Raw genomic sequence first — 20,916 nt, forward strand, 5'->3', positions numbered from 1 at the left:
CCATGTCCTGGAAAGATGACCTCGCGACAACCGACAGCCTTGTCGCGGGGTATTTCGACACCGATTCCTGCAGGCTGGTGCCGCGTACCGGCGGCATCGGGGTCAACCACGGGCGGCAGGACGACGCCAGCCGCGAGGCGTTCGATTTCCTTGGCTCGCTCGATGAGCAGCCGTCGGGCGACCTGATGGCGCGGCATCGATCCAGCGATCCGGCTGCCGGCAAGGCCAACCCTTACTACGACGCCGTGCTGACGGCGCTCGTGACGGGTTGGCCCTGGCTGCCCCGGAGGGATGACCATGTCGTCGTTGGCGGCGTGACGTGGCGGATCATGGCGGATGCGACCGATGGCACCGCTCGCCGCGCCTGGTATATGAACAGGAACTGACCGATGCTCTTCGCAGAAGCCGCCCGGCTGGCCTTGATCGAGACCATCTGCCCGACGTCCGCGATCGTCACGGGCGAGGGTTTTCCGACGCTCGCGGGCGGGAGCATCTTTGACAGCCGGGCCGCGCGCGGCGCCGAGCTTGACGCATCGCGCGCGTTCACGCCGACGGTCGCGGTCTACACGGTCGAAAGCTCCGCCAATCTGCGCGGCCCGCTCTCTGATGCGTCGGATCGCGAGGCGCGCGCCGTCCTCGACATCGTCACGGAATTGTCGGTGCTGGAGGGTGACGCGGACACGACGCCGCTTGCGGAGAACGATCCGCTTGCCCGGCTGGTGCTCGCCGCCCTGACATCCCAGGTGCGCTACCTGATCGAGCACGCACCTTCCGGGCGGTCATTCTTCCGGCGCTTCGTCAATTTGGTCGAGAGGATCGAAACGAAGACGCTTGTGGTGCCGGAGCTGGGCCTTCGCCTGCAGAGCCAGACGACGCGCGTTACGGTGCTTTGCGACGACGACGACTTCAACGTACCGGCCGGGGAGCTGCCGGAGCCGATCCGTTCTCTCCTGGTGGACCTTCCCGCAAATTCCTACGCGCGACAGCAGCTCCTTATCCTTGCGGCGGCGTTCGCGCCGCAGTCGCTTCCCGACCTCGAGGTCGCACGGTTCGAAACGAACCTTGGCGTTTCGGGCGAGGGCCTTCCGCAGAATTAAGCAAAGGACATCGCCATGAAAGACCTTTATCGGCCGGCCGACGGTCGGCGCGTCATGCTGCCTGGTGGCAACGAAGACTGGCCGGTCAGCGGCCTGCCTGCCGATTTCTCCAATCCCTATGTCGCGCGGCTCGTCCGTGACGGCGATCTCGTCAAAGTCCCCCACACCCCCCGCAAGGGCAAGAAACCCGCAGGAGACGACGCATGACCAGCAATATCCCGGGCAACCTGACGGCCCCGATCCTCGCCTTCGACGTCACCTCCGGCGGGCAGTTCGAAAACGAGAGCCGCGTGATCCTCATCGGCCACGGCCTTGCCGCGGCGGCGCTCGCCGCCGGCTCCATTGCCGCGTGTTCCTCCGCCATGGATGCGCGCATCCTCGCCGGCGCGGGTTCCATGCTCGAGGGCATGTTCCTCACGGCCCGCCGCAATGCGCCCGCGCAGGAAATCTGGCTTGCCAATGTCGCCGATACCGGAACGGCGGAGGTGCGCACCATCACCTGCGCCGCGCCGCCGGCAACCGGTGGCCAGGGCATTCTGTCGATCGCCGGCCGCACCTTCTCGATCGAGATCGCGGCAGGCGCCACGGCGGCGAACGTGGCCTCCGCCCTCGTCGTTGCGATCAACGGGTTCTACGACCGCCTCACGAAACAGTCGCTGCCCTATACCGCCGCCATCGACGGGGGCGACCCTGCCGTCGTCGAGGTCACCGCCCGGCACAAAGGCACCTACGCCGCCGCGCACGATTTCCATATCCCGGTTTCCGATGGCAACAACGCCTTCACCGGCCGGCTGACCTTCGCGACGGCAACGGCCGGCGCCGGCCTCCCGGATCTCGCACCGGTGCTCGCCGCCATGGGGGACGATCCCTTCGAGACGATGATCTCGGCCTTCGGCGACGCCGACAATCTCACGAAGGTGGCCGGCTTCCTCAGCAATACGTCCGGCCGCTGGTCCTATGCCCAGCAGCTCTACGGGCACTTCTTCTATACGCGGTCGGGAACGACGTCCGACCTGACCACGGCCGGCCTTGCGCGGGATGACTGGCACATGACCCTCATTCCGCGCTTCGCGGCCGGTGGCAATGCCGAGCCGGATTACGAATTCCTCGCCGGCGTGGTGGCGCGCGTCGCGCCCTGGCTCGGCGGCGGATCGAACGGCGACGTCTCGCGCAACCAGACCGGCCTTGTCGTGGAGGGCATCACTGCGCCGCGGGACCGCGCCTATTGGCCCGAATATGCGACGCGCGATGCTTTCCTGAAAAACGGAGTTTCGACGTGGAAGGTCTCGCGCACGGGCGAGGTCATGATCGACAAGCTCATCACCCAGCAGCAGACCACGAACGGTGCGCCCGACACGACCTTCCGCGATGTCCAGCGACCCTACCAGCTGATGTATGCGCTGAAGAAGTTCCGGGCCGATCTCGCCGCCGAACACTCGAACAAGGCGCTTTCCGCGGACAATCCCGACAACCTCGACGCCATCACCACCGTCAAGGAGATCAAGGCGACGCTGGTGCACAGCTATCTGGAAATGTCCGGCGTGCTGGAAAACGCCAACGCCGTGATCGACGCGCTCACCGTCGTGCGGGATCTGGCAAACCCCAACCGCGTCAACATCCACCTGCCGCTCGATTTCGTGAACCCGCTCGACATCTTCGCGGGCCTCGCCGTCGCCAACAGCCAGATCAACACCGTCGCCGCCTGAGCGGCGCCAGCACAAGGAACCTGAAACATGGGCAAGAAAGACTTTGGCGGCGTCATTCGCATGCGGCTTTCCACCGGTGAACTGATCCCGCTGCGCGGCACGCTCTCCATGAACACGGCCGGGATTTCCGCCGAGGCGATCACCAACCAGGACGGCACAGTCGACCGCTCGATGACGCCGCAGGCCCGGCGCGCTGAGTTCAGCTTCGCCGATCGCGGCCTCGACCATGACAAGCTGATGCAGTCGGACCGGTTCAACGTGACCTTCATCGAGGACAGCACCGGCGTGACGCACTACTTCAGCCGTGCGTTCGTCGTCGGGGATCCCGCGAAGAACAGGATCAATGGCGAAGTCACCGGCATCTCCATCGCCGCCGAGGCGTACCGGAAGACGGAGGACTGAGCCGTGGCACGAACTACCGTCCCGCTTTCCCGGTCCTACGATGGCCATGACGGGAAGTTCTCGTCGATCGAATTGCGCGAGCCGACCTACAAGGAAATCTATATCGACGGTCTCGGTGAGCCGCAGCAATGGCAGCCGGGCACCAACGGACAACCGATCCTCATTACCCTGCCCGACGTCATCAACGAGTATGTCGAGCGCCTCGCGGTCAACCCGACAGCCGAGAACCTTGCCCAGCTCAATGCGAAGGACAGTCGCACCCTGGCACGGGCGGTGATCGGTTTTTTTCAGGATGCGCCGGCGCCGACGAACTCGCCGACCTCCTCGTCTTCCGTTTCGGCTGGGACGCAGGACGAATAGAGGTCATGTCGCTGCGACAGATTCACTACTGGTTTGATCGGCTCGTTCGGATGAAGGAGCGCCAATCGTGACACGCGAAGTCGAGGCACGCCTCAGGATATCCGCCGTCGACGGCTCCGGACGCGTCCTGCAGCAGTTTGCCGGCCGTCTCCAGCAGGTCAACCGGCAGGCTGCCGCGCTGAACGCGCAGCAAGGCAGGCTTGGCCGGACGACGGCGTCCACCATGACGATCATGTCGCGCTATCTGGCGCCGGCGGCCGTCGGTGCGTTCACAGCCGGCGCTGTCAAGGACTTCGCCGCGGTCGAGCGCCAGATGACGCGTATCGGCATCACGGCTGGCGCCAGCGCCAACGAAACGGAAGAGGCGTTCCGCCGGATGCAGATGGTCTCGAAGGAGATCGCGCTTCCGTTGGAGAGTGCGATTGACGCCGTCGATACACTGGTGTCCGCGGGGCTTTCCCTTAAAGAGGCCATGGACTTCCTGCCGTCCGTGCTTGCAACGGCACAGGCTTCGGGTTCTGCCACACAAGATATCGCCAACACCGCCGTGAAGGCGGCATCCGCGTTGAAAATCGAGGCTGGCGAGATGCAGCGTGCCTTCGACATCATGGTTGCGGGCGGCAAGGCGGGCCAGTTCGAACTCAAGGATATGGCAACCTACATTCCGGAGCTTGCCAACTCTTTCGCTTCCCTCGGCTATACGGGCGAGGAAGGGTTGCGTCAGCTGATCGCAATGTTGCAGACCATCCGCGAAGACACCGGCTCGGCCTCCGCTGCAGCGACGCAGGCGCAGAACATATTCGGCAAGATGTTCACCGAGGACACGGCCAAAAAGTTCGGCAAGTTCGGCATCGACCTTCGGCGTGAACTCGAAGCGGCAAAGAAGAATGGGGAAGATGCAGTTTCCGCTTTCGTCCGGCTGTCGAAAGAAGCCATCGACGGAGACCTGTCCAAGCTGCCTTTGCTCTTCACCGATCAGGAATTCCGTCTCGGGATGCAGTCTCTGATCACCAGTGCTGACAGCTACAAGAAGTTCATTGATGCCGTAAACTCTGCTGAGGTTGACGGAACCGTGCAACGTGATCTCAAGCGTGTCACGGACGATACGCAGGCCAGCATCGACAAGCTGTCGGCAAGCTGGGACGAACTGATGAAGCGGTTCGGGCAGAAGGCGGCGACGGTCGTGACGCCGGCGATCGATGCGATCGTCTCCGCAACGGACCGGCAGGGCGCGATCGACCGCGCCTTGAAGAACCGCGGCATGGGATATCTCGAAAGCCAGTGGCACCAGGTCGGCCTTAGCCAGCGCGACCAGGACCTGCTTGCCATCGAGGGCGGGTTCAAGGATGCCGAGCTCCGGCGGAAGTACGAATTCGGCCCGTCGTTGCTGCAAGGCTGGAAGCCGGAGAAGGAGTTCCCGGGCGGCGGAACGGATGCGAAACCTATTCCCCGTGCTCGCCCGACGACAATCGCCGGGAAATCCGGACGGGACCAGATGGCCGCGTTCATGCTCGCCCGGCGATCCGAGATCGATTACATCAACAGCCGCGGCACGGACTGGTCTCATCCCTCGGCGCCTGCGGAGTTCGCAGGGTCCGCCGTAGGCTATACGCCTCGAAAGGCCACGTTCGTCTCCGGTGTTGGAAAAACCGCGACGCAATCCTATGCCGCGCGCCACGCCGGCATGGAGCCCTGGACGCCGACGCGGGTGCTCGACGGCATCAAGAGCCTGTTCAGCCCGGAAGAGGCCGAGCCCGTCGGCGAGGCTTTGGCGCAAGCGGCCATCTCGAAACTCAGTTCGGATGCCGGGTCGGTGGGTACGGAACTGGGAAGTGTCGTGCGCGACGCGATGATGGCCATGGCGCCGCAGATCGGCACGGCCATGGCGCAGGCATTCGCCGCGACCGCCAGCCAGGTCAAGCTCGGTGTCAACGTTGCGGGCATCTCCGGTAAGGTCAATGCCGATACCGGACGCTCGATGCCGACGAGCGCCGGTCTGCCGGTTACGGCAGGCCGCTAGGAGGATCCATCATGCGTGACTGGACAAAGACCCTTCGCCGGGCGAGCTTCCGCGGCGTCTCGTTCTGGGTCGAGGCGGAAGACCTCGCCGGCGGCAAGCGTCTCGCCCGGCATGAATATGCCGGCGGGCGGACCACCTATCTCGAGGAGATGGGACTGGCCACCCCGGATTTCTCGGTCACCGCCTATCTTGTCGGCGACGACAGCGACGCACGGGCGATCCTCCTCACGCAAGCTGCCCAGACGCCCGGCCCCGGCCGGCTCGTTCTGCCGATGGACCGGGGCCAGATGGCTTATGTCGAGGGCTTTCGCCGCTCGCGGTCGCGCGATCGCGCCGGGTACATCGCCTTCGACTTTACGGCAATCCCGCTCTCCACCTCGGGCGGTTCGATGCTCGGCGTCGCCGACATGACGACGGCGGTCCTTTCCAACCTGTCCGGCGCGTCCGCCGGCTTCGGAGGTTTTTTCTGATGGCCGCCGATCGTGGTGCAATTGCCGCCTGGCTGTCCGGGCTCGCCGGCATGCTCGTGACGGACGCTCTCGATGCGGTTGATCTGGCGAACCGTCTTTCGGATGCGACGGCTCTGGAGGGGCAGGCGTTCGCCGCGGAAGCGCTGGCGATTATGCGCGTCATCGCCGAAAGCGTTGCCTCGCCGTCGGCGTTCGATATCCTTGCCGTGCCATCGTTCACGGACGCGGACACGTCGGCCGCCGCCATGGTGCTTGGTACCTTCGGGCTGTGCGTTGCCGCGCCCCGTATCGCATGGGCATCACGCCCTCAGGCCAGGGCCGCGCGCGTGCGGATCGTCGGTCATGGCGAGGCCGCCCTTGGCGTCGTCTCCAGGGCCGGCGGCGCGGCGGTCGATCTTTACCGATACCTTTCGCGTCTCATCGAGATCGCCGTCCTCATCGTATCCGAGCAGGCCGCGAATGCCGTGCCGATCGTCCGCGTCGAGACCGGCGTCTCGCTGCCGTCATCGGTCCTGGCGTACCAGCTATACGGCGACGCGGCGCGTGCGCAGTCCCTGGTCGACATCGCGCGGAGCGCAACGCCGATGATCATGCCCATCGCTTTCGAAGCGCTGGAGAGCTGACATGCTGCCGATCAGCAGCCGGCCGCTCGAAACCGTGGTCGTCGACGGGCTCCCGCCTGTTCTTTCGATCGAGATCAGCATCTCGGCGGAAGAGGCTGCCCGGACGGCGAGTGGAACATTCGTGATCTCCGGTCCGGGCGTTCCCGTCATGCCGGGCCTGCCGACGCGCATCACGGCCAACGGAACGGTGCTTCTCACCGGATATGTGCGTGATGTCGACACGGGCTACGGAGAGGCGGACCGGACGCTCGGGTGCAGCTTCGTTTCGCGCACCATCGATCTGATCGAGACGTCGGCGGATCACCCGTCCGGCGAGATCCTCAACAAGAATCTCCTTGCCATTGCGAAGGAGCTGGACAGCACGGGAGTCGGCATCGAGAGCGACGGTTCCAGCTTTCCCCCGGAGCCGCGGCACAAGCTCATCGAGGGCGAGAGTGCCTTCTCCTCGATCGAGCGGCGCGCCCGGGGTCGCGGCGTCCTGATCCACGACACGGAAAAGGGTCGCCTGAAACTCTCGACCAAACCTGGCGGCATCCACGCCGGCACCCTGAAGCGCGGCGTCAATATCCTGCCGGGCGCCCGGGCAAGCTTTACCGAAGCGGGGCGCTATTCGGATATCAAGGTGCGCGGGCAGCAGACAAGCGGAACGCAAAAGCAGCACCTTCGCGGCGAGACGAAAGTTGCCGACAGCGGTGTGTCGCGAAAACGGGTCCTGATCCTACCGCACGAGGGCGAGGCGACGATCGACCGGATGCGCACGCGCGCAATCTGGCAGGCGCGCCGGGCCGCCGGAAACAGCGTCACGGCCAGCATTCCCACGACCGGCTGGCGCGACGCCGCCGGCAGGATATGGGCGCCAAACTGGCTGGTGCAGGTCGAAGACGACTTTCTCGGCATCTCGGGGCTCATGATCATCAAGAGCGTGCGGCTCTCCCAGGCCGGCGATGACAAGACGTTCGCGACGCTGTCGCTTGCCGATCCGCGCTCCCTTGGCGGTGAAAACCCTCGGGGAAAGACCTCGGACAGCTATGCCGCGCCTGGCGTGATCTCGGCGGAGTATGAAGACGAATGAGGCGGATCGAACTGGATGGGCGGGTCGTCGAGCGTGGCGGACAGCAATTCGTCTCCGGGCGTGGGGCTAAGGCAGACGCGTGGACCGAAATCCACCGCATTGAACCGCATGGCTTCGCCTCGTCTCCGATCAAGGGCGGGCAGGGCCTCCTGCTGCCGATGCCGGGCAACCCGGACATGGCTTACGTCCTTGGCGGGGAGAATCCGGGACACCGCCCGGCTGGCCTGCCCGCTGGCGGCACGGCACTTTACGATTCACATGGCAACATCATCAGCCTTGTCGGCAGCAAGGTGAGGTTTGTCGCGCCGCTCTTCGAGTTCGTCGGCAAAGTTAGCATCGACGGCAGCATCGAGATGACGGGCGGGATCACCGCGGCCGGCTCGATCGTCGACGGCGACGGGAACAACGGGGCATAGCGCCCCTCGGGAACCCCCTTTCATGATCCGCATCATACCGCTCGACGAAAGCGTCGAACCCTATCGCGCGCCCGATCTCGGGTGGGACGGCCTTGTCGGCGATCTCATCCTCAACCGCTTCGACCATCCCTCGGCGCCGGGAGACCTTCGTAGCGAGCAGGGCCTTGCGACGCAGGTGTTGATCCACCTGATGACCGATCGCCGGGTCGAGGAGAGCGAGCTCCGCGAAGGCGAGGACAATCGCGGCTGGCTCGGCGACAGCTTCGACCAGATGGACGGTGAGGGGCCGCTCGGTTCGCGCCTCTGGCTGCTGATGCGGCAGGCGATCTACGAGGGCATCGAGATCGATGTCGAAGACTACGTGCGCGAGGCCCTCGAGCCTCTGATCGACCAGGGCGCGGTGGCATCGGTCGGCGTCGCCGTCTCGGCCGATCGCGCGCAAAGCCGCGTGGACTACACGGTGACGCTGGCAGGCCGCGACGGCGCCCGCGTCTACGAACAGAAATTCGAACTTCTCTGGAGGCAGATCAATGGCGTGGTCCATCCGCTCGCTGGCTGAGGCGTCGCAGGCAATCCGCGGCGCGTTCCGGCAACACCTGCCGGGAACGGACACCGCGCTGAAAAACAACTTCGTGACGGTCGTTGCGAAGGTGCTTGCCGGCCTTTCGCATGAATTCGAGCTGCGCATGGCCTATATTGCGCGGCAGCTGTTCGCCCGCACGGCGTCGCTATCCTTTCTCGTGCTGCATGGCGCCGATGTCGGCATCCACCGCAAGGCGGCATCGGCGGCTACCGGCGCCATCGACGGGACGGGCCAGCCGAACGCGATCTATCCCGCCGGCATCCGGTTCGTGTCGGGCAGCTCGACATATCTGTCGATCTCGCCCGGGCAGGCGAATTCCATCGGCGCGGTGCGTATCGTCGTTGTTGCCGAGAGCAGGGGAGCCGACACCAACCGCGAGGCGGGCGGCCTTCTGACGCTCTCGGATCCGGGGCTTTATCCGACGCTTGGCGGGAGTTTCGTCGTCGCGCCTGGCGGCCTTGGCGGCGGCGCCGATGTCGAGGACGTCGAGGATCTGCGGGCGCGCATCCTGTTCCGCAAGGCAAACCCGCCGGGGGCGGGCAAGCTCACGGACTACGAGCGCATCGTCCGGGACGTTCCCGGCGTGCTGAAGGCCTGGGCCTATCGCAACAACCTGACGCCATCCTTCATTGTCGTCTATTTCCTGTTCGATGGCCGCCCGAACCGCATCCCGACCGAGGGTGACAAACTCGTCGTGCAGGCGGCGGTCGATGCGCAGCGTCTCATCCGTGTCAACGACAGCGTGGTGGAGGCGCCGACGCCGGAGCCGTTGAATCCGATCATTGCGAACCTCCGTCCGGATACGGCCGAGGTGCGTGCGAAAATCGCGGCGGCGATCGGCGATGTGCTTTACGAGCGCGCCCGGCCGGGCATCGAAGGCGATATGTTCTGGCTCTCGCGCAGCTGGATTGCCGAGGCCGTCTCCCGGGTTGCCGGTGAAGACAGCCACGAGCTGGAATGGCCCCTGAACGATCTGCCGTACACGAATGGGCGCTATCCCGTTCTCGGCACGATCAGCTTCGTTTGACGATCGCGCGGTGAAACCATGAGTGCGCGCGAAAGCCACCAGCATACGCAAACGCTGCTCTACGAAGAGCAGACATGGCCGGTCGTCGCCATTCCCGGCGACGGCCTTTCCGCCCCCACGAATGACGGGCTGATTTCCGCGGCGCTCTCGTTCTGGCCGGTCGGCGCGGCTTGGGGCACACCCGACGGGCAGGCGCTGTCGCTCCGCTCCGTTCTCGCTCGCTTCACGCGGGCACTCGTTGCGCCGTTCGAATGGCTCTATGCGCGGGCCTGGCGCCTCGCGCTGGAATCGAGCGTGCAGACGGTCGGCGAAACGCTCGACGAATGGGAGGTGGAATACGGCCTTCCGGAGCGGTGCTTTCCCGGGGAGCAATCGACCTCGCAGCGGATGAGTTCCCTTCGGCGCAGGGTGAGCGCCGTCCCGCTTTCACATCCTGAGGATTTCATCCGGGTGGCGGCCGAGTTCGGCTTCCCGATCGAGATCGAGGAACCCTGCATCTTCGAGTGCGGCTATTCGAATTGCGGCGGCGCGCATGAGACGGGGGCCGCGCGCGAAGAAGCCTTCATCGTCGTGCGCGTTCTCAGCGCCTCGGAAAGCTATTTCGAGTGCGGCACATCGGAGTGCGGTTTCGACCGGCTCTACGACCTCATCGGTACCGAGCAGATCGTCTGCTTCCTGCGCGAGCACTTGCCGGGCTGGGTCATCGCCCATCCGACGACGGCCGCCGGCCTCGGCTTCATCCTGACCACCACCGAAAGCGATTTCCAGAATTACATCCTCGTGGTCACGCACGAGGACGCTCTCGACTACATCCTCACCGGAGACCTGAACTAATGGCAGAGACGATCGTACCGCTCGAGCGCCAGCGCAAACTGGTGGACGTTGCCGCCCGCGTGCGCGAGCAGCTGGGCCTTCAGAACGCAGCCCTGATGCAGGCCAGCGAACTGCGGGACCGTTCCACCCATACCGGCCTGCAGGCGATGTCGACGATCACCGGCCTCGTCGACCTCCTTGCGTCGAAGGCCTCGACAGAGTCCGTTGCTGCGGCCATTGCAGATCTGGTGAACAGCTCGCCGGCTGCGCTGGACACGTTGCAGGAACTGGCCGCGGCGCTCGGCAACGACCCGAACTTTGCGGCGACGGTTTCGGCCGCGCTCGGCAACAGGCTCAGGGTCGATGCCGCGCAGGCGCTGTCCGGTGCCCAGAAGAACCAGGCGGCGGCGAACATCGGCATCGCGCCCGGAGCGACGGCCAATGCGACGGACGCAGACTTGCGCGCCCGTGCCTCGCATACCGGCGAACAGGCCATGTCCACGGTCACGGGCCTCGTTGCGGCGCTTGCCTCGAAGGCGACGCCGGCCGACATCGCTGTCGCAATTGCAGGCCTTGTCGACAGCGCGCCAGGAGCGCTCGACACGCTGAAGGAATTCGCCGATGCGCTCGGCAATGATCCGAACTTCGCGGCGACGATTTCGACGGCGCTGGGGAACCGGCTGCGGGTCGATGCTGCGCAGGCCCTCACGACCGGGCAGAAGAACCAAGCGGCGGCGAACCTCGGCATTGCGCCGGGCGCGACCGCGAACGACACGGACGCGAACCTCAAGAGCCGTGCGAACCACACGGGTACTCAGGGAGTGGACACCATCTCCGGCATCGGGGAGTGGGTGGAGGACCGGGTGGCGGGTCTGCTAGAGGCGGGCCCCAACATTACCCTGGACTACGACGACGTAGCGGGCAGGCTGACCATCGGGGCAACCGGCGACCTCAACACGACGGCAGAGAGCACCACGTTTGTACCGGCTGGTGGTCTAACCTCCACTAACGTGCAGGGTGCTCTTTCGGAACTTGGCAGTTTTAAGCTCAACGAGATGTCGGGAGCCGTACAGTCTGGAGAAGACCTGAACGACCTCAAAGACAACCTGCGTATGGTTATTGCGCCTACAGGAGTACTGAACCATCCGGAGCCTGGGTCTTACATGTGGCTCGACTCCTGGTTTGACGGAAATTCCTGCACGCAGTACGCACGCGGGGTGTATCATAATTCGGAATACAGACGATATGGTAACGCTACTACGAACTACTGGGAACCGTGGACTCAGTTGACCAATCAAGGCGGTCACGACCCTACCTCCGTTAACCGGGGAGGGGATGCCATGTATGGTGATCTACTCATTGCTAAGGACTACCCGAATCTACTCCTGCGGGCGCTTAACCCAGCTAATCCGGCAGTAGTCACTTTCCGTAGGGATGACGATACGACCTCGGGTGTTCTGGTTGCTCAGCGAGATGGTAACCTTCAGTACGGGGTGTATGGCCCAGATGGTGCTTGGCGCGGAACTCCCTTCGAGATCGATACCGGTAACTTGGCGTTTACGACGCCTACAGGGTTTAAGTGGATCAGGTCTGTTAACCTGCCCTATGGCACCGATCTGGACACCGTCACTCAGGGTGGAACGTACTTCGTACAGACCACTACCAACGCTCCCAATCAGGCGAACTTCGAGGCGTTCTTGCGCGTCGAAAGCGCATATGGGACGGACTCTCTCGTTACTCAAGAATACCACATGCCGTACAATGCTAACTACTCTGGCAGACCCGCCAAGTGGGTGCGTCGTAGGCACAGTGGTTTCTGGGGGGCGTGGTATCCAGAAGGTGGCTGGATTACTCCTGAGCATTTCAGTGCTGCTGGTGACGGTAGTGCAGATGACACTCTGGCTGTAGCTGCTGCGCTGCGGTTCCCCGCCCCGGTACTGCTCGCCGGTCTATACCGCCTGACGGGTCCTGTGCACTTCGGCGTTGGCTACAACAGTGAGCCGCTGCCGAACGTGCTTATACAGGGCAAAGGCCAGCGTGCCTTCTATCTGGCAACTGCAGATGCGGGGCTGGTGTTCCACACCGGGGAGGCGCAGGTCATCGGTGGGCGAGCTAGCATTACCGCTAGGGACTTCGTAGGTATCTGCGGAGTTAGCAACCACACCACGGCGCTCCTTAAGGTGGAGGGCGGCCTAGGATCGGGTTCTACTGAGAAGACGTTTGACATCAGGAACGTGCACTCCTTCGGGGACGCTCATGACGCTGCACCGCTCTATGGCATCCACCTTCACAACGGGCGCAACGGCGTCATTGATGGAACGGTGCACCAGGGCAAGCGCAATGGGGTTCCCGGATCGATGGAGGGTGCAGCCGTCTACCTTACTGGTGGGGAAGACCCGGTGGGCATCAACATAACCAACTGGAAGGCTTATTTCTGCCAGGCGGGGGTCAATATCCAAGACACTCATGAGGGCATCGAGGTCAGCAGCGGCGAGGCCGTGATGGTCGACTATGGCGTCCTTGCCGATCTTGACGAGACGGTCCCCTCCGGAAACGACGAGGGCAAGCCGCTCCTCAAGGTGGTGAACAACCATTTCAACGTGCACCGCTACGGCGTATTCATGAACGATGTCCGGGACTTCAACATCACGAACAACGACTTCCTGTTCCAAGGTTCGGGCGCCAAGATCGGCATCTGGGTAAATGCCCGGTCCACCGCAACCCTCTATGGCGAGATCAGCGGAAACAAGTTCGATGGGTCCAACTCGACGGGATCGGTAACCGGGATCTGGTGCCAGGGATTTTCGGGTGGCGGCACGCTCGGGACGCACGTCGGCCTCAATCGCTATGTACTTCTCAGCTACGGCCTTTATCTCGGCGACCATGCGCGCGGCGTGACCTATCACGGCGCCAGCATCTACGCGGCCGTCGGCACGACGGTCTACGCCTCGGGGTCCAGCTCCGGCATTCTCCGCTACGGCGTTCCTGCCGCCGTTTGAACGGCGGGCAGGCCCTTCAGCCCGTCACGACGGCTCCCTTCTCCTGACATTCAAGAGGTATCGACATGCAATACGTCCCACCGCTGGGCGAAGCCAACCCCAATGCGTCCTATAAGGACAGGAATACCGCCGCGGGCCAGCCCGGATCGCGCGTGCCGGCGCCGGCGATCGAGCACGCCATGCGCGAGATCGTCGCCGTGATCGTGGATGCTGGTCTGACGCCGACAGGTGAAGACCTGACACAGCTTCTTCAGGCGATCGACCTGAAGATTTCGGCGATCACCGGGGAGGGCGACGGGGCGCTCTATGTGCTAATGGAGGCCCTGCGCTCGCGCAATCCGATCTTTCCTGAGGTCGTCAGCGCCGATGGTTCTTTCAATCTCTCGACGCCGGCGCTTGGCACGGTGCGGATCCCGCCCGGCATCCAGATCGTCCACCGGGGGTGTTTCAGCGACACCACGGTGCAGCAGGATCTTTCGACCGTTCCGAACAAGACCTATCACCTGCGCAAGAACTGGTCGACCGGCTGGAGCCTAAAGGATGTCGCGGACGCGACTTACAATCCGTCGGCGCTTCCTGAGGGGCACGCCACCTTCGACACCAGCTATGACGACATGATAACGCACCGCATCGTGACCAATGCGTCGAACGTCGCGACCATCACCAACCTCAAGAACAAGGACCGGCTGGCGATCCATGCGGGCGTAACCGGCACGAACTTCGTCGAGGCAAACGGTGGGAATTCGCGCGCGGATTTCCTGCTCGAACTCAATTGGGCCCGCACGCCGAAGACGCGCAGCTACAGCATGACGGGCGTGGCGGCCACGGACGGCCTGGTCGATGACCGGGACATCGTGCTCTACTCCAGCTACCCGGGTGTGCAGGCCGCAGAGATCCCCGCAACGCGCTACCGGATCGCCTACACCATGCTCTATGACTACACCTACACGCTGACGGCCGCGATGAACGCGCAGGCTTGACCTGTTCACTTATTCACAATCAGATTGTAGGTATCCGTGAAGAGGTAATAGTCCGCCAATCTGGCGCTTTTACGCCATTCAACCAATCTTGTAGTTTGTACTGACAACAGTCTTCTGTTCCATCAAAGGCTCGCGCATAAGTACTTCCATGGCTGGAATCCCCAGCAGCTGCTGCATGAACACGCGATGATGGCCATCGATATTGAGGGCCGAGAAGGATTCGCCTGACAGCTTTTTGAAGGTTAGCGCGCCTTCGCCAGGGCGGATGGTGGGCGGCGCAACGAGATGACCATTTCCGCTCAGGATGTTGGTAATGTCCTGATACTTGTGCTCGATCTTCTGGAGGAGAAGGAACTCGTCATCGACAAGGTACTTGAGGTTCTGATCGAGACGCCCCTCTTTGATGGCCTGTCTAAATTCGTGAGCAAAGACATTGCCAGCCGTCAGGTTCCCGGTCGTTGAGAACTCGTGGTAACCCGCCATGAAGAGTTCGAAATAGGAGGTTCCGAGGCCCTGAATGGTCGGTTTCTTATCCGTAACTTTTTTGGCGACGTCCGCGGCGTGTCCTGCGAATGCCTCGACCGTCGTCTTCCCGTGACGTGTAAAATAGTCATGGTCGAAATACATATCGGTCGTCACTTGATGCAGTTTGAGCGTTCGAGCCAACCGCGCTGCTGTTTTTGCGAACACCATGAAGCAGCGGCTTTTCCGCATGTCGCGTTTCTCATCGTAGCCAACGACCCGAAAATATGGGAAGTACTTCGACATTGGCTTAGTGTACATCTCGAGGCCATGGTCGAGGGTATGGGTTTCAAAGACGACTACATCTGCGATGTCCGCGATTTTATCGAGAAGGTGTGCGGTGTATACCCACACTGCAAACGTCATCACGATGTCATACTTCATGCCCTCGTAGAGAGCCCTGTCGGTTGCGTCGCCTTGGAACAGCGAGACGCGGGTCATGCCTGTTGCGGCATTGATCATGCGTCCGGTCTCAACAAAGAGCGGATCATATTCGTAGCCGTCCACCAAGGCTGCGCCCCGCTTTCGGGCAAGTCTCGACATTTCGCCGGTGTTGGCGCCGATATCTAACGCGGTTTTGCCGGCGAAATCCACATGATCAAGGAAGAGATTTCTGTGGGGGCGTCCACCTTGGGTGGCAATGAGATCGAGGTCAACTGATTGGTAACCATTGCCCGTCTTGATGCCGTCCTTTGACGAGATACTCGTATACTCGTGTCGCATCGCTGTGACGATTTCCTGCACATAGCGATCCTTAAATGACGGTACGGTGGGGGCTGACTTCTCAGGTGCCGGGGACACAAGATCGCCGAGAGGGTAGGCAACATTGAGAGCGTCGTTATAAAGATAGACAGAAAGCGGCCACGTCTTGGACGACAAACAGTCCGGAAGCTTCATGTCGAAGTCTACCGACGTCGTGTTTTCGGCAAAAACGAATCGCCGTGCGGCGTCGACAATAATGAGTGCGTTGCCTTCAACCGGGCCTTCGACCCTGCCCTTCACTCGCAGACTGTTGCCGCTGTGACTGATCTGGACATTGCCAACCGGGTTCCAGCTATTGCGAAAGTCGACGTTGTTGGGATCGATGAAGAGAGACAACGGTTATTCCTCGTTTACCAGTTCTAACTGCGACGGCATCGTCGTACACGACTGCGCATCACTGAGTGAGGTTGCGGACGAACAGTCGCCAATCTCACGATAGGGTTTTATGAAAGTTCTGTGACAGCCTTTCCGTCGCGATGTCAATACCAGACCCGGTGGTTGGCGGCCCCGCCCCGGACTCTGGCACCTCCCGATCCCGCCGAACGGCTTGCTATAGAAGTATCTACTAAATCGCTGCGTAAACGCTGAGCATATAGTCCGTAACTTCGGCGACGACGCAGTCTTTGACATGGACATTGTCATCTTCGTAAGCGGACACGCCCCCCATTTTGACCATTTCATAGCTAGGAAAATAATCGACAATAGGGAATGTTTCCGAAATGGACTGCGCCGCACAGCGGAGAACCGACTTCGAATACTCATTCGCGATGACGGCGTCTTGGCCGGTGAACGTAGACCCAATTGGGACAGGTGACACAGTAAGGATTACCTTCAGCCCGGCATCCGAAAGCGCCTGCATCGCGCCCTCGAGTAACGGCATGACGGTCTCGATTCTCATTGGCCCAAATTTAAACCTGTTGGGTTCTGCTGCCATTACTGGCTGCGGCGGCATCTGGTTCAGATACAAGCCCGTCGCCTGGTCAAACCACGCTTCCACGAAACCAAGGGTGACGATTACCACCGCCGATTCCTTTAAGCTCGAATAGACTGTGTCAACTTCCCTTCTTCGCTCCAGCGCCCGCTCTAAAGTAACCGGATAGCCACCCGGCAGAGAAAGATCGAGATATCCTCCTTTTGATGGTACGATGGTTTCGCTAGGTAGCGAATTCCCGTTCAATGCAAATAGTATGCGCTGTGACATAGTGCCTGGATTATATTCATTCAGCAGCGCGTTCGACGGGGCTGGCGTCTCTTCGGTCGGCGTCGTGAAGCGGAGTGTTGGAACGTCGAAGCCTTTCAATTTCCGTTCGATATTTCGAGCAAAGCATGAGCCGATGGTAAAAATCCGGGTATTTGGTTCCAATGTGAAGCGGGGTTTTATGACGGGATACCGTTCGCGGCGGTCACCTCTCGAAGGGTACTTGGCGCAGGCAATACCCATGCGACGCGCAGCGAGCGCTTCCTCCCATCCGATTTTCATGTAGTTTACGCTCCGATCTGAACTGCGTTTATATTCGAGATCCAGCACTAGTGACCCGATTACGATCGCGCAAGTCAGCGCCGACTGGGCCTTGCGTCAGGTAGGGTGCGGCACCGTCACTCGTCGCATCGAATTGACAAACCCGGAGACTTGCTGGAGTTTCGCGGCTACGAACCAGATGGAAGTGACAATGCACGACACCGCAATGCAGATTGGCAAGAAGTTCTTCGAAATATACCGGCGACCCGAATGGAAAATGGTTATCGACTGTGGTGCGATGGATATCAACGGAAGCCTGCGAAAGGCGTGCCCTGAAGATATCGTTTATCTTGGACTGGACATCGAGTTTGGAAAATCGGTCGATATCAAAGTCAATATTGGTGATCCGCTTCCGATCCGAGACGATTTTGCTGACTGCGTTGTGTCGTCGTCTCAAATGGAGCACGATGACTTCTTCTGGATGACGTTTCTTGAATATGTGCGCGTCGTGAAGCCAGGCGGCCACATCTACATCAGCGCGCCATCTAACGGATACTATCACAGGTATCCAAACGACAATTGGCGGTTCTATCCTGATTGCGGCCATGTGTTGGTGCGGTGGGCCAAGAAGAATGGCTTACAGGTTGAGTTGGTGGAATCCTTCATTGCGGATCGCAAGAAGGACGTGTGGAACGATTTCACTGCGGTCTTTGTGAAGGGTGAGGGCGCGCGGCCTGAGCGATTCATCGCAGACGAAATTCCGTCCAGAAATGTTTGGAAACTTGGCGCGAGTGAGCCGGAAAAGGTTTTTAAACATTCTGAGGACCTCGATCTTATTTACGCGGCGCGTGATCAAGCGGCGGCGGCGGAGAAGGCGCTGAAAGACACAACTCCAGCGCTTTCCGTCACAGGCCCAGCTTCCTAAGTCCTGGGTTCTAGGCGTCTCTCCAGCCGAAGCAGCGGCGCCTCGGCTGGAAAAGTCTAGGTAGGCATTGTCTCGTCGGCGCTCATAGCTCTGCGCGAGATAACATCAGCGTAGAGCTGCTCGTACGCGCTTGCGACCTGCCGGATATCGTATCGCTCGCCTATGTTTCTGGATATGAGGCTGCACTTGTTACGAAGGTCTACATCAAGGAGCGAGATAATCGCCCCTTCCAACTGAGAGATAAATGTTGCGTCGTCTTCCAGATTGGGAAGGAGAATTCCTGCCCGGTTATCATCGCTCGTTATCATTGCTCCAATTTCGCCAATTGCCGTAGCGACAATGGGTTTCCCGGCCTGCATGGCTTGTATTAGGCCCAACGGGAAGGACTCGCCGACAAATCGCGTGGCCAGCACGACAACATCCGATATTTCATAAATGTCTCGTATGTCGTTCCGATAGCCTAGGAGCCTTACATTGCTGGGAACGCCTTGCTGGACGAGATCGTCATAGACCGGGCCCGTACCGCATAGAATGAGGCAGAGTGGCGCAGAGGTCGCCTGCTGAGCGGCTTCGAGAGCTGCTATGGTTTCTCTCCAGCCTTTTTCTTCAATAGCCCTGGATGCAATGACAAACACAATTGCATCGTCGGAGATGTCTAGGTCGGCGCGGCTCACGCCACGCTTCGCCCGTGCTTCCGGCACACCATTCGGGATGTGGCGCAGAACGTCGCTGGAAAGCGGAATACCGTCGAGGTGCTTCAGGTTCTTCTGCGTCAGATATACCCAGCAGTCGACACCGCGGATCATTGTCATCAGGTCCCGGTCGGAAATCGATGCGCTGTCGTAAGAGCCATGAAGGGTAACAACGTAGGGATGCCGCTGCCGTGCCCGCTGCAGAAGATAGTACTCGATACCGAGGTAATGGGAATGGACTATGTCGATGGATGCGCTTTCGAGGAAGGCGTCGACGCCAAATTCGAGGGCATCCTGAATGTCGTAGACGCTCACGCGGCTGTCCAGCTCCTCCCTTACCTTCGAAGCATGGTGATCAACACGGATCGCCAAGAACGAAACGAGGAACCCCCTCGAGACCAACTCGTTAGCTAGATATACGGGAAAGAGCTCTCCTCCCCCGAGCTCGAAGCCTAGGACACCCATTAAAATGTGGGTCTTCGTTCTCTTGGTGGACAATACCTCGGAAACATTGAACGCACCGGGGAGCGAGAAGCCATCGATCTGATCACTGAATCGGTCGAATTGTTCCTCGCAGCGCTTGTATAGTCGGAGCGTGTTGAGATCGTCGCTGCCCCAATACTCCCGTATCGTTCTCCCGATACGAGCGTGTTCGACGTAGTAGTGCTCAGAAACGAAACTCTTGACGGACGTGTTCCCACCGTGCTGCCTAAAATAGGAAACCGCGCTTGGCGCGTAGTGTATTTTACCGCCACGCGAAAGGATCAGATAGAGGTACCAATCGCCCAGGATCTTGTACGACATCGCCTCTTTCCATTCGGAAGGAGTGATGACTTGATGCCGGAACACGCAGCCGCCGACGTTGGGAATTATATTGGTATTACCGAAGGCAGTTTGGAACAGCTTTGCGGCTGGAATAGAAAAGCTCTCAGCCCAAGCGCCCGGCATGGATTGCTCTCGATAACCGTCCAAGCCTTGCTGTACCGCGCCACTACGATCAGCAAACTGGATACGCCCAAAGCTTACCATTACGCTTTCGTCAGCGAAGCCTTGAATGACTTCTTCCAGAAATGTCGGCTCGCAAAAATCGTCGCTCTCGCATATCCACACCAGGTTGCCGTTTGCCGCCTCAATGCCCCGACGCCACTGCGAAAAAATGGAGCCACTATTTCGCTCGTTAAGGATAGTTGTGATCAGTTCAGGATGCGTTGATCGGAACTTCTCAATTACCGCTCGACTGTCATCGGTTGAGCAGTCATCCAGGATGATGATTTCGAGGTTCTGATAGGTCTGATTCAGAATGGAATTCAAGCGCTCTTCAAGAAAGGGAGCATGATTGTAGTTCGGTACGATAGCAGTTACTTTTAAGGATACCGTTTTGCTTTTGACCTTCTGCCGGAATGGAAGAGGTGAGCGTCCCTCGCCTCTTCCGTGCTCAACAAAATGCTGAAGTGGATTCATGCCTGAATGGGCAATGTCAACATACATTGCCAAATAATGCGCCGTATTAAATAGGTTTGAAGGGTTTCTGTGCTCCTTCCAGCCGTGGTTCATGTAGTGAAAGAATGGATCAAGATCCGAGTTCGCAATATCTTGATAGTTTTTCTTATAATATTCCGCATCGAAATATGGGGTGTATTCTTCCTCATTATAAGTGTGCTGAGGAACGTAGGTTTCATCGGTGCCATTTTTTACTGAGTTTGATTTCTTTCCGCTCCGTATAAAATGTGTTAGAGGGTCAATGCGCTCGTTTACAAGGTGCGGATGCCTTTTAAGATATTCGCTTGTAGAGAAATGGGAGGAGGGGTCTCTTCCTTCCTGCCAGCCAAACGTAAGATAATGTTTTAAGGGGTCGTGTCCGCTGTCGCGCACATCGTGATTCTTTTCAAGATAGAATGTTTCATCGAATAGAACAGCATACTTTTCGCGCCGAATGCGCCAAAAGAAATTTTTGATGTTTCTCATGTCTCGTCCAGAAATACTTGCAA

The 20,916-nt window shown here is 60.5% G+C and carries 20 protein-coding genes; 17 read left to right on the plus strand and 3 right to left on the minus strand.

Going from position 1 to position 20,916, the window contains the following annotated elements:
• Positions 1 to 2 precede the first annotated feature (2 nt).
• The 16 genes from Q9316_RS01640 (at position 3) to Q9316_RS01715 (ending at position 14,568) form a co-directional block, all read left to right on the plus strand.
• Positions 3 to 386: a hypothetical protein gene (locus Q9316_RS01640; protein WP_306033527.1), complete on the plus strand. Its 384-nt coding sequence runs from the start codon at positions 3 to 5 to the stop codon at positions 384 to 386.
• A 3-nt stretch (positions 387 to 389) separates the two neighbouring features.
• Positions 390 to 1,097 carry a hypothetical protein gene (locus tag Q9316_RS01645; protein WP_306033528.1) on the plus strand — a complete coding sequence of 236 codons (708 nt, stop codon included), beginning with the start codon at positions 390 to 392 and terminating at the stop codon, positions 1,095 to 1,097.
• A gap of 15 nt (positions 1,098 to 1,112) precedes the next feature.
• Complete coding sequence (locus Q9316_RS01650) at positions 1,113 to 1,304, plus strand: hypothetical protein (RefSeq protein WP_306033529.1); 192 nt, start codon at positions 1,113 to 1,115, stop codon at positions 1,302 to 1,304.
• The gene (locus Q9316_RS01655; RefSeq protein ID WP_306033530.1) at positions 1,301 to 2,803 is read left to right on the plus strand and encodes a phage tail sheath subtilisin-like domain-containing protein; all 1,503 of its coding nucleotides are present in this window, start codon (positions 1,301 to 1,303) and stop codon (positions 2,801 to 2,803) included. Before Q9316_RS01650 ends, Q9316_RS01655 begins: the two co-directional genes overlap by 4 nt.
• A 27-nt stretch (positions 2,804 to 2,830) precedes the next feature.
• Entirely contained in the window at positions 2,831 to 3,205 is a 375-nt protein-coding gene (locus Q9316_RS01660) for a phage tail tube protein (RefSeq protein WP_306033531.1), read from the plus strand.
• A 3-nt stretch (positions 3,206 to 3,208) separates the two neighbouring features.
• Complete coding sequence (locus Q9316_RS01665) at positions 3,209 to 3,565, plus strand: hypothetical protein (protein WP_306033532.1); 357 nt, start codon at positions 3,209 to 3,211, stop codon at positions 3,563 to 3,565.
• 223 nt (positions 3,566 to 3,788) lie between these two features.
• On the plus strand, positions 3,789 to 5,585 hold the full coding sequence (locus Q9316_RS01670; protein ID WP_306033533.1) for a phage tail tape measure protein: 1,797 nt from the start codon (positions 3,789 to 3,791) through the stop codon (positions 5,583 to 5,585).
• An 11-nt stretch (positions 5,586 to 5,596) separates the two neighbouring features.
• Positions 5,597 to 6,055 carry a DNA circularization N-terminal domain-containing protein gene (locus Q9316_RS01675; RefSeq protein ID WP_306033534.1) on the plus strand — a complete coding sequence of 153 codons (459 nt, stop codon included), beginning with the start codon at positions 5,597 to 5,599 and terminating at the stop codon, positions 6,053 to 6,055.
• Positions 6,055 to 6,678, plus strand: a complete 624-nt coding sequence (locus tag Q9316_RS01680) for a hypothetical protein (protein WP_306033535.1) — start codon at positions 6,055 to 6,057, stop codon at positions 6,676 to 6,678. Before Q9316_RS01675 ends, Q9316_RS01680 begins: the two co-directional genes overlap by 1 nt.
• 1 nt (position 6,679) lies before the next feature.
• On the plus strand, positions 6,680 to 7,750 hold the full coding sequence (locus Q9316_RS01685) for a phage baseplate assembly protein (RefSeq protein ID WP_306033536.1): 1,071 nt from the start codon (positions 6,680 to 6,682) through the stop codon (positions 7,748 to 7,750).
• Complete coding sequence (locus Q9316_RS01690) at positions 7,747 to 8,166, plus strand: phage baseplate assembly protein domain-containing protein (RefSeq protein WP_306033537.1); 420 nt, start codon at positions 7,747 to 7,749, stop codon at positions 8,164 to 8,166. The genes Q9316_RS01685 and Q9316_RS01690 overlap by 4 nt, the downstream gene beginning before the upstream one ends.
• 22 nt (positions 8,167 to 8,188) lie before the next feature.
• Positions 8,189 to 8,725 (plus strand): phage GP46 family protein, encoded by a 537-nt coding sequence (locus Q9316_RS01695; RefSeq protein ID WP_306033538.1) that lies wholly within the window; start codon positions 8,189 to 8,191, stop codon positions 8,723 to 8,725.
• Positions 8,697 to 9,776, plus strand: a complete 1,080-nt coding sequence (locus Q9316_RS01700) for a baseplate J/gp47 family protein (protein WP_306033539.1) — start codon at positions 8,697 to 8,699, stop codon at positions 9,774 to 9,776. The genes Q9316_RS01695 and Q9316_RS01700 overlap by 29 nt, the downstream gene beginning before the upstream one ends.
• 18 nt (positions 9,777 to 9,794) lie before the next feature.
• Positions 9,795 to 10,610 carry a hypothetical protein gene (locus Q9316_RS01705; RefSeq protein WP_306033540.1) on the plus strand — a complete coding sequence of 272 codons (816 nt, stop codon included), beginning with the start codon at positions 9,795 to 9,797 and terminating at the stop codon, positions 10,608 to 10,610.
• Positions 10,610 to 13,588 (plus strand): hypothetical protein, encoded by a 2,979-nt coding sequence (locus Q9316_RS01710; RefSeq protein WP_306033541.1) that lies wholly within the window; start codon positions 10,610 to 10,612, stop codon positions 13,586 to 13,588. Before Q9316_RS01705 ends, Q9316_RS01710 begins: the two co-directional genes overlap by 1 nt.
• 65 nt (positions 13,589 to 13,653) lie before the next feature.
• The gene (locus Q9316_RS01715; RefSeq protein WP_306033542.1) at positions 13,654 to 14,568 is read left to right on the plus strand and encodes a hypothetical protein; all 915 of its coding nucleotides are present in this window, start codon (positions 13,654 to 13,656) and stop codon (positions 14,566 to 14,568) included.
• Positions 14,569 to 14,646: 78 nt separating this feature from the next.
• On the opposite strand, the gene Q9316_RS01720 is transcribed toward Q9316_RS01715, so the two are convergent.
• Both Q9316_RS01720 and Q9316_RS01725 read right to left on the minus strand, forming a co-directional pair.
• A complete protein-coding gene (locus Q9316_RS01720; RefSeq protein ID WP_306033543.1) occupies positions 14,647 to 16,188 on the minus strand; it encodes a class I SAM-dependent methyltransferase in 1,542 nt (513 codons plus the stop codon).
• A 229-nt stretch (positions 16,189 to 16,417) separates the two neighbouring features.
• The gene (locus Q9316_RS01725; protein ID WP_306033544.1) at positions 16,418 to 17,332 is read right to left on the minus strand and encodes a GSCFA domain-containing protein; all 915 of its coding nucleotides are present in this window, start codon (positions 17,330 to 17,332) and stop codon (positions 16,418 to 16,420) included.
• A 190-nt stretch (positions 17,333 to 17,522) separates the two neighbouring features.
• Here Q9316_RS01725 and Q9316_RS01730 point away from each other — a divergent pair, with 190 nt between their 5' ends.
• Positions 17,523 to 18,236: a methyltransferase domain-containing protein gene (locus Q9316_RS01730; RefSeq protein ID WP_306033545.1), complete on the plus strand. Its 714-nt coding sequence runs from the start codon at positions 17,523 to 17,525 to the stop codon at positions 18,234 to 18,236.
• 56 nt (positions 18,237 to 18,292) lie between these two features.
• On the opposite strand, the gene Q9316_RS01735 is transcribed toward Q9316_RS01730, so the two are convergent.
• On the minus strand, positions 18,293 to 20,893 hold the full coding sequence (locus tag Q9316_RS01735; RefSeq protein ID WP_306033546.1) for a glycosyltransferase: 2,601 nt from the start codon (positions 20,891 to 20,893) through the stop codon (positions 18,293 to 18,295).
• Positions 20,894 to 20,916: the final 23 nt, after the last annotated feature.

The sequence above is a fragment of the Shinella zoogloeoides genome, assembly GCF_030733845.1.
Lineage (GTDB): Bacteria > Pseudomonadota > Alphaproteobacteria > Rhizobiales > Rhizobiaceae > Shinella > Shinella zoogloeoides_C.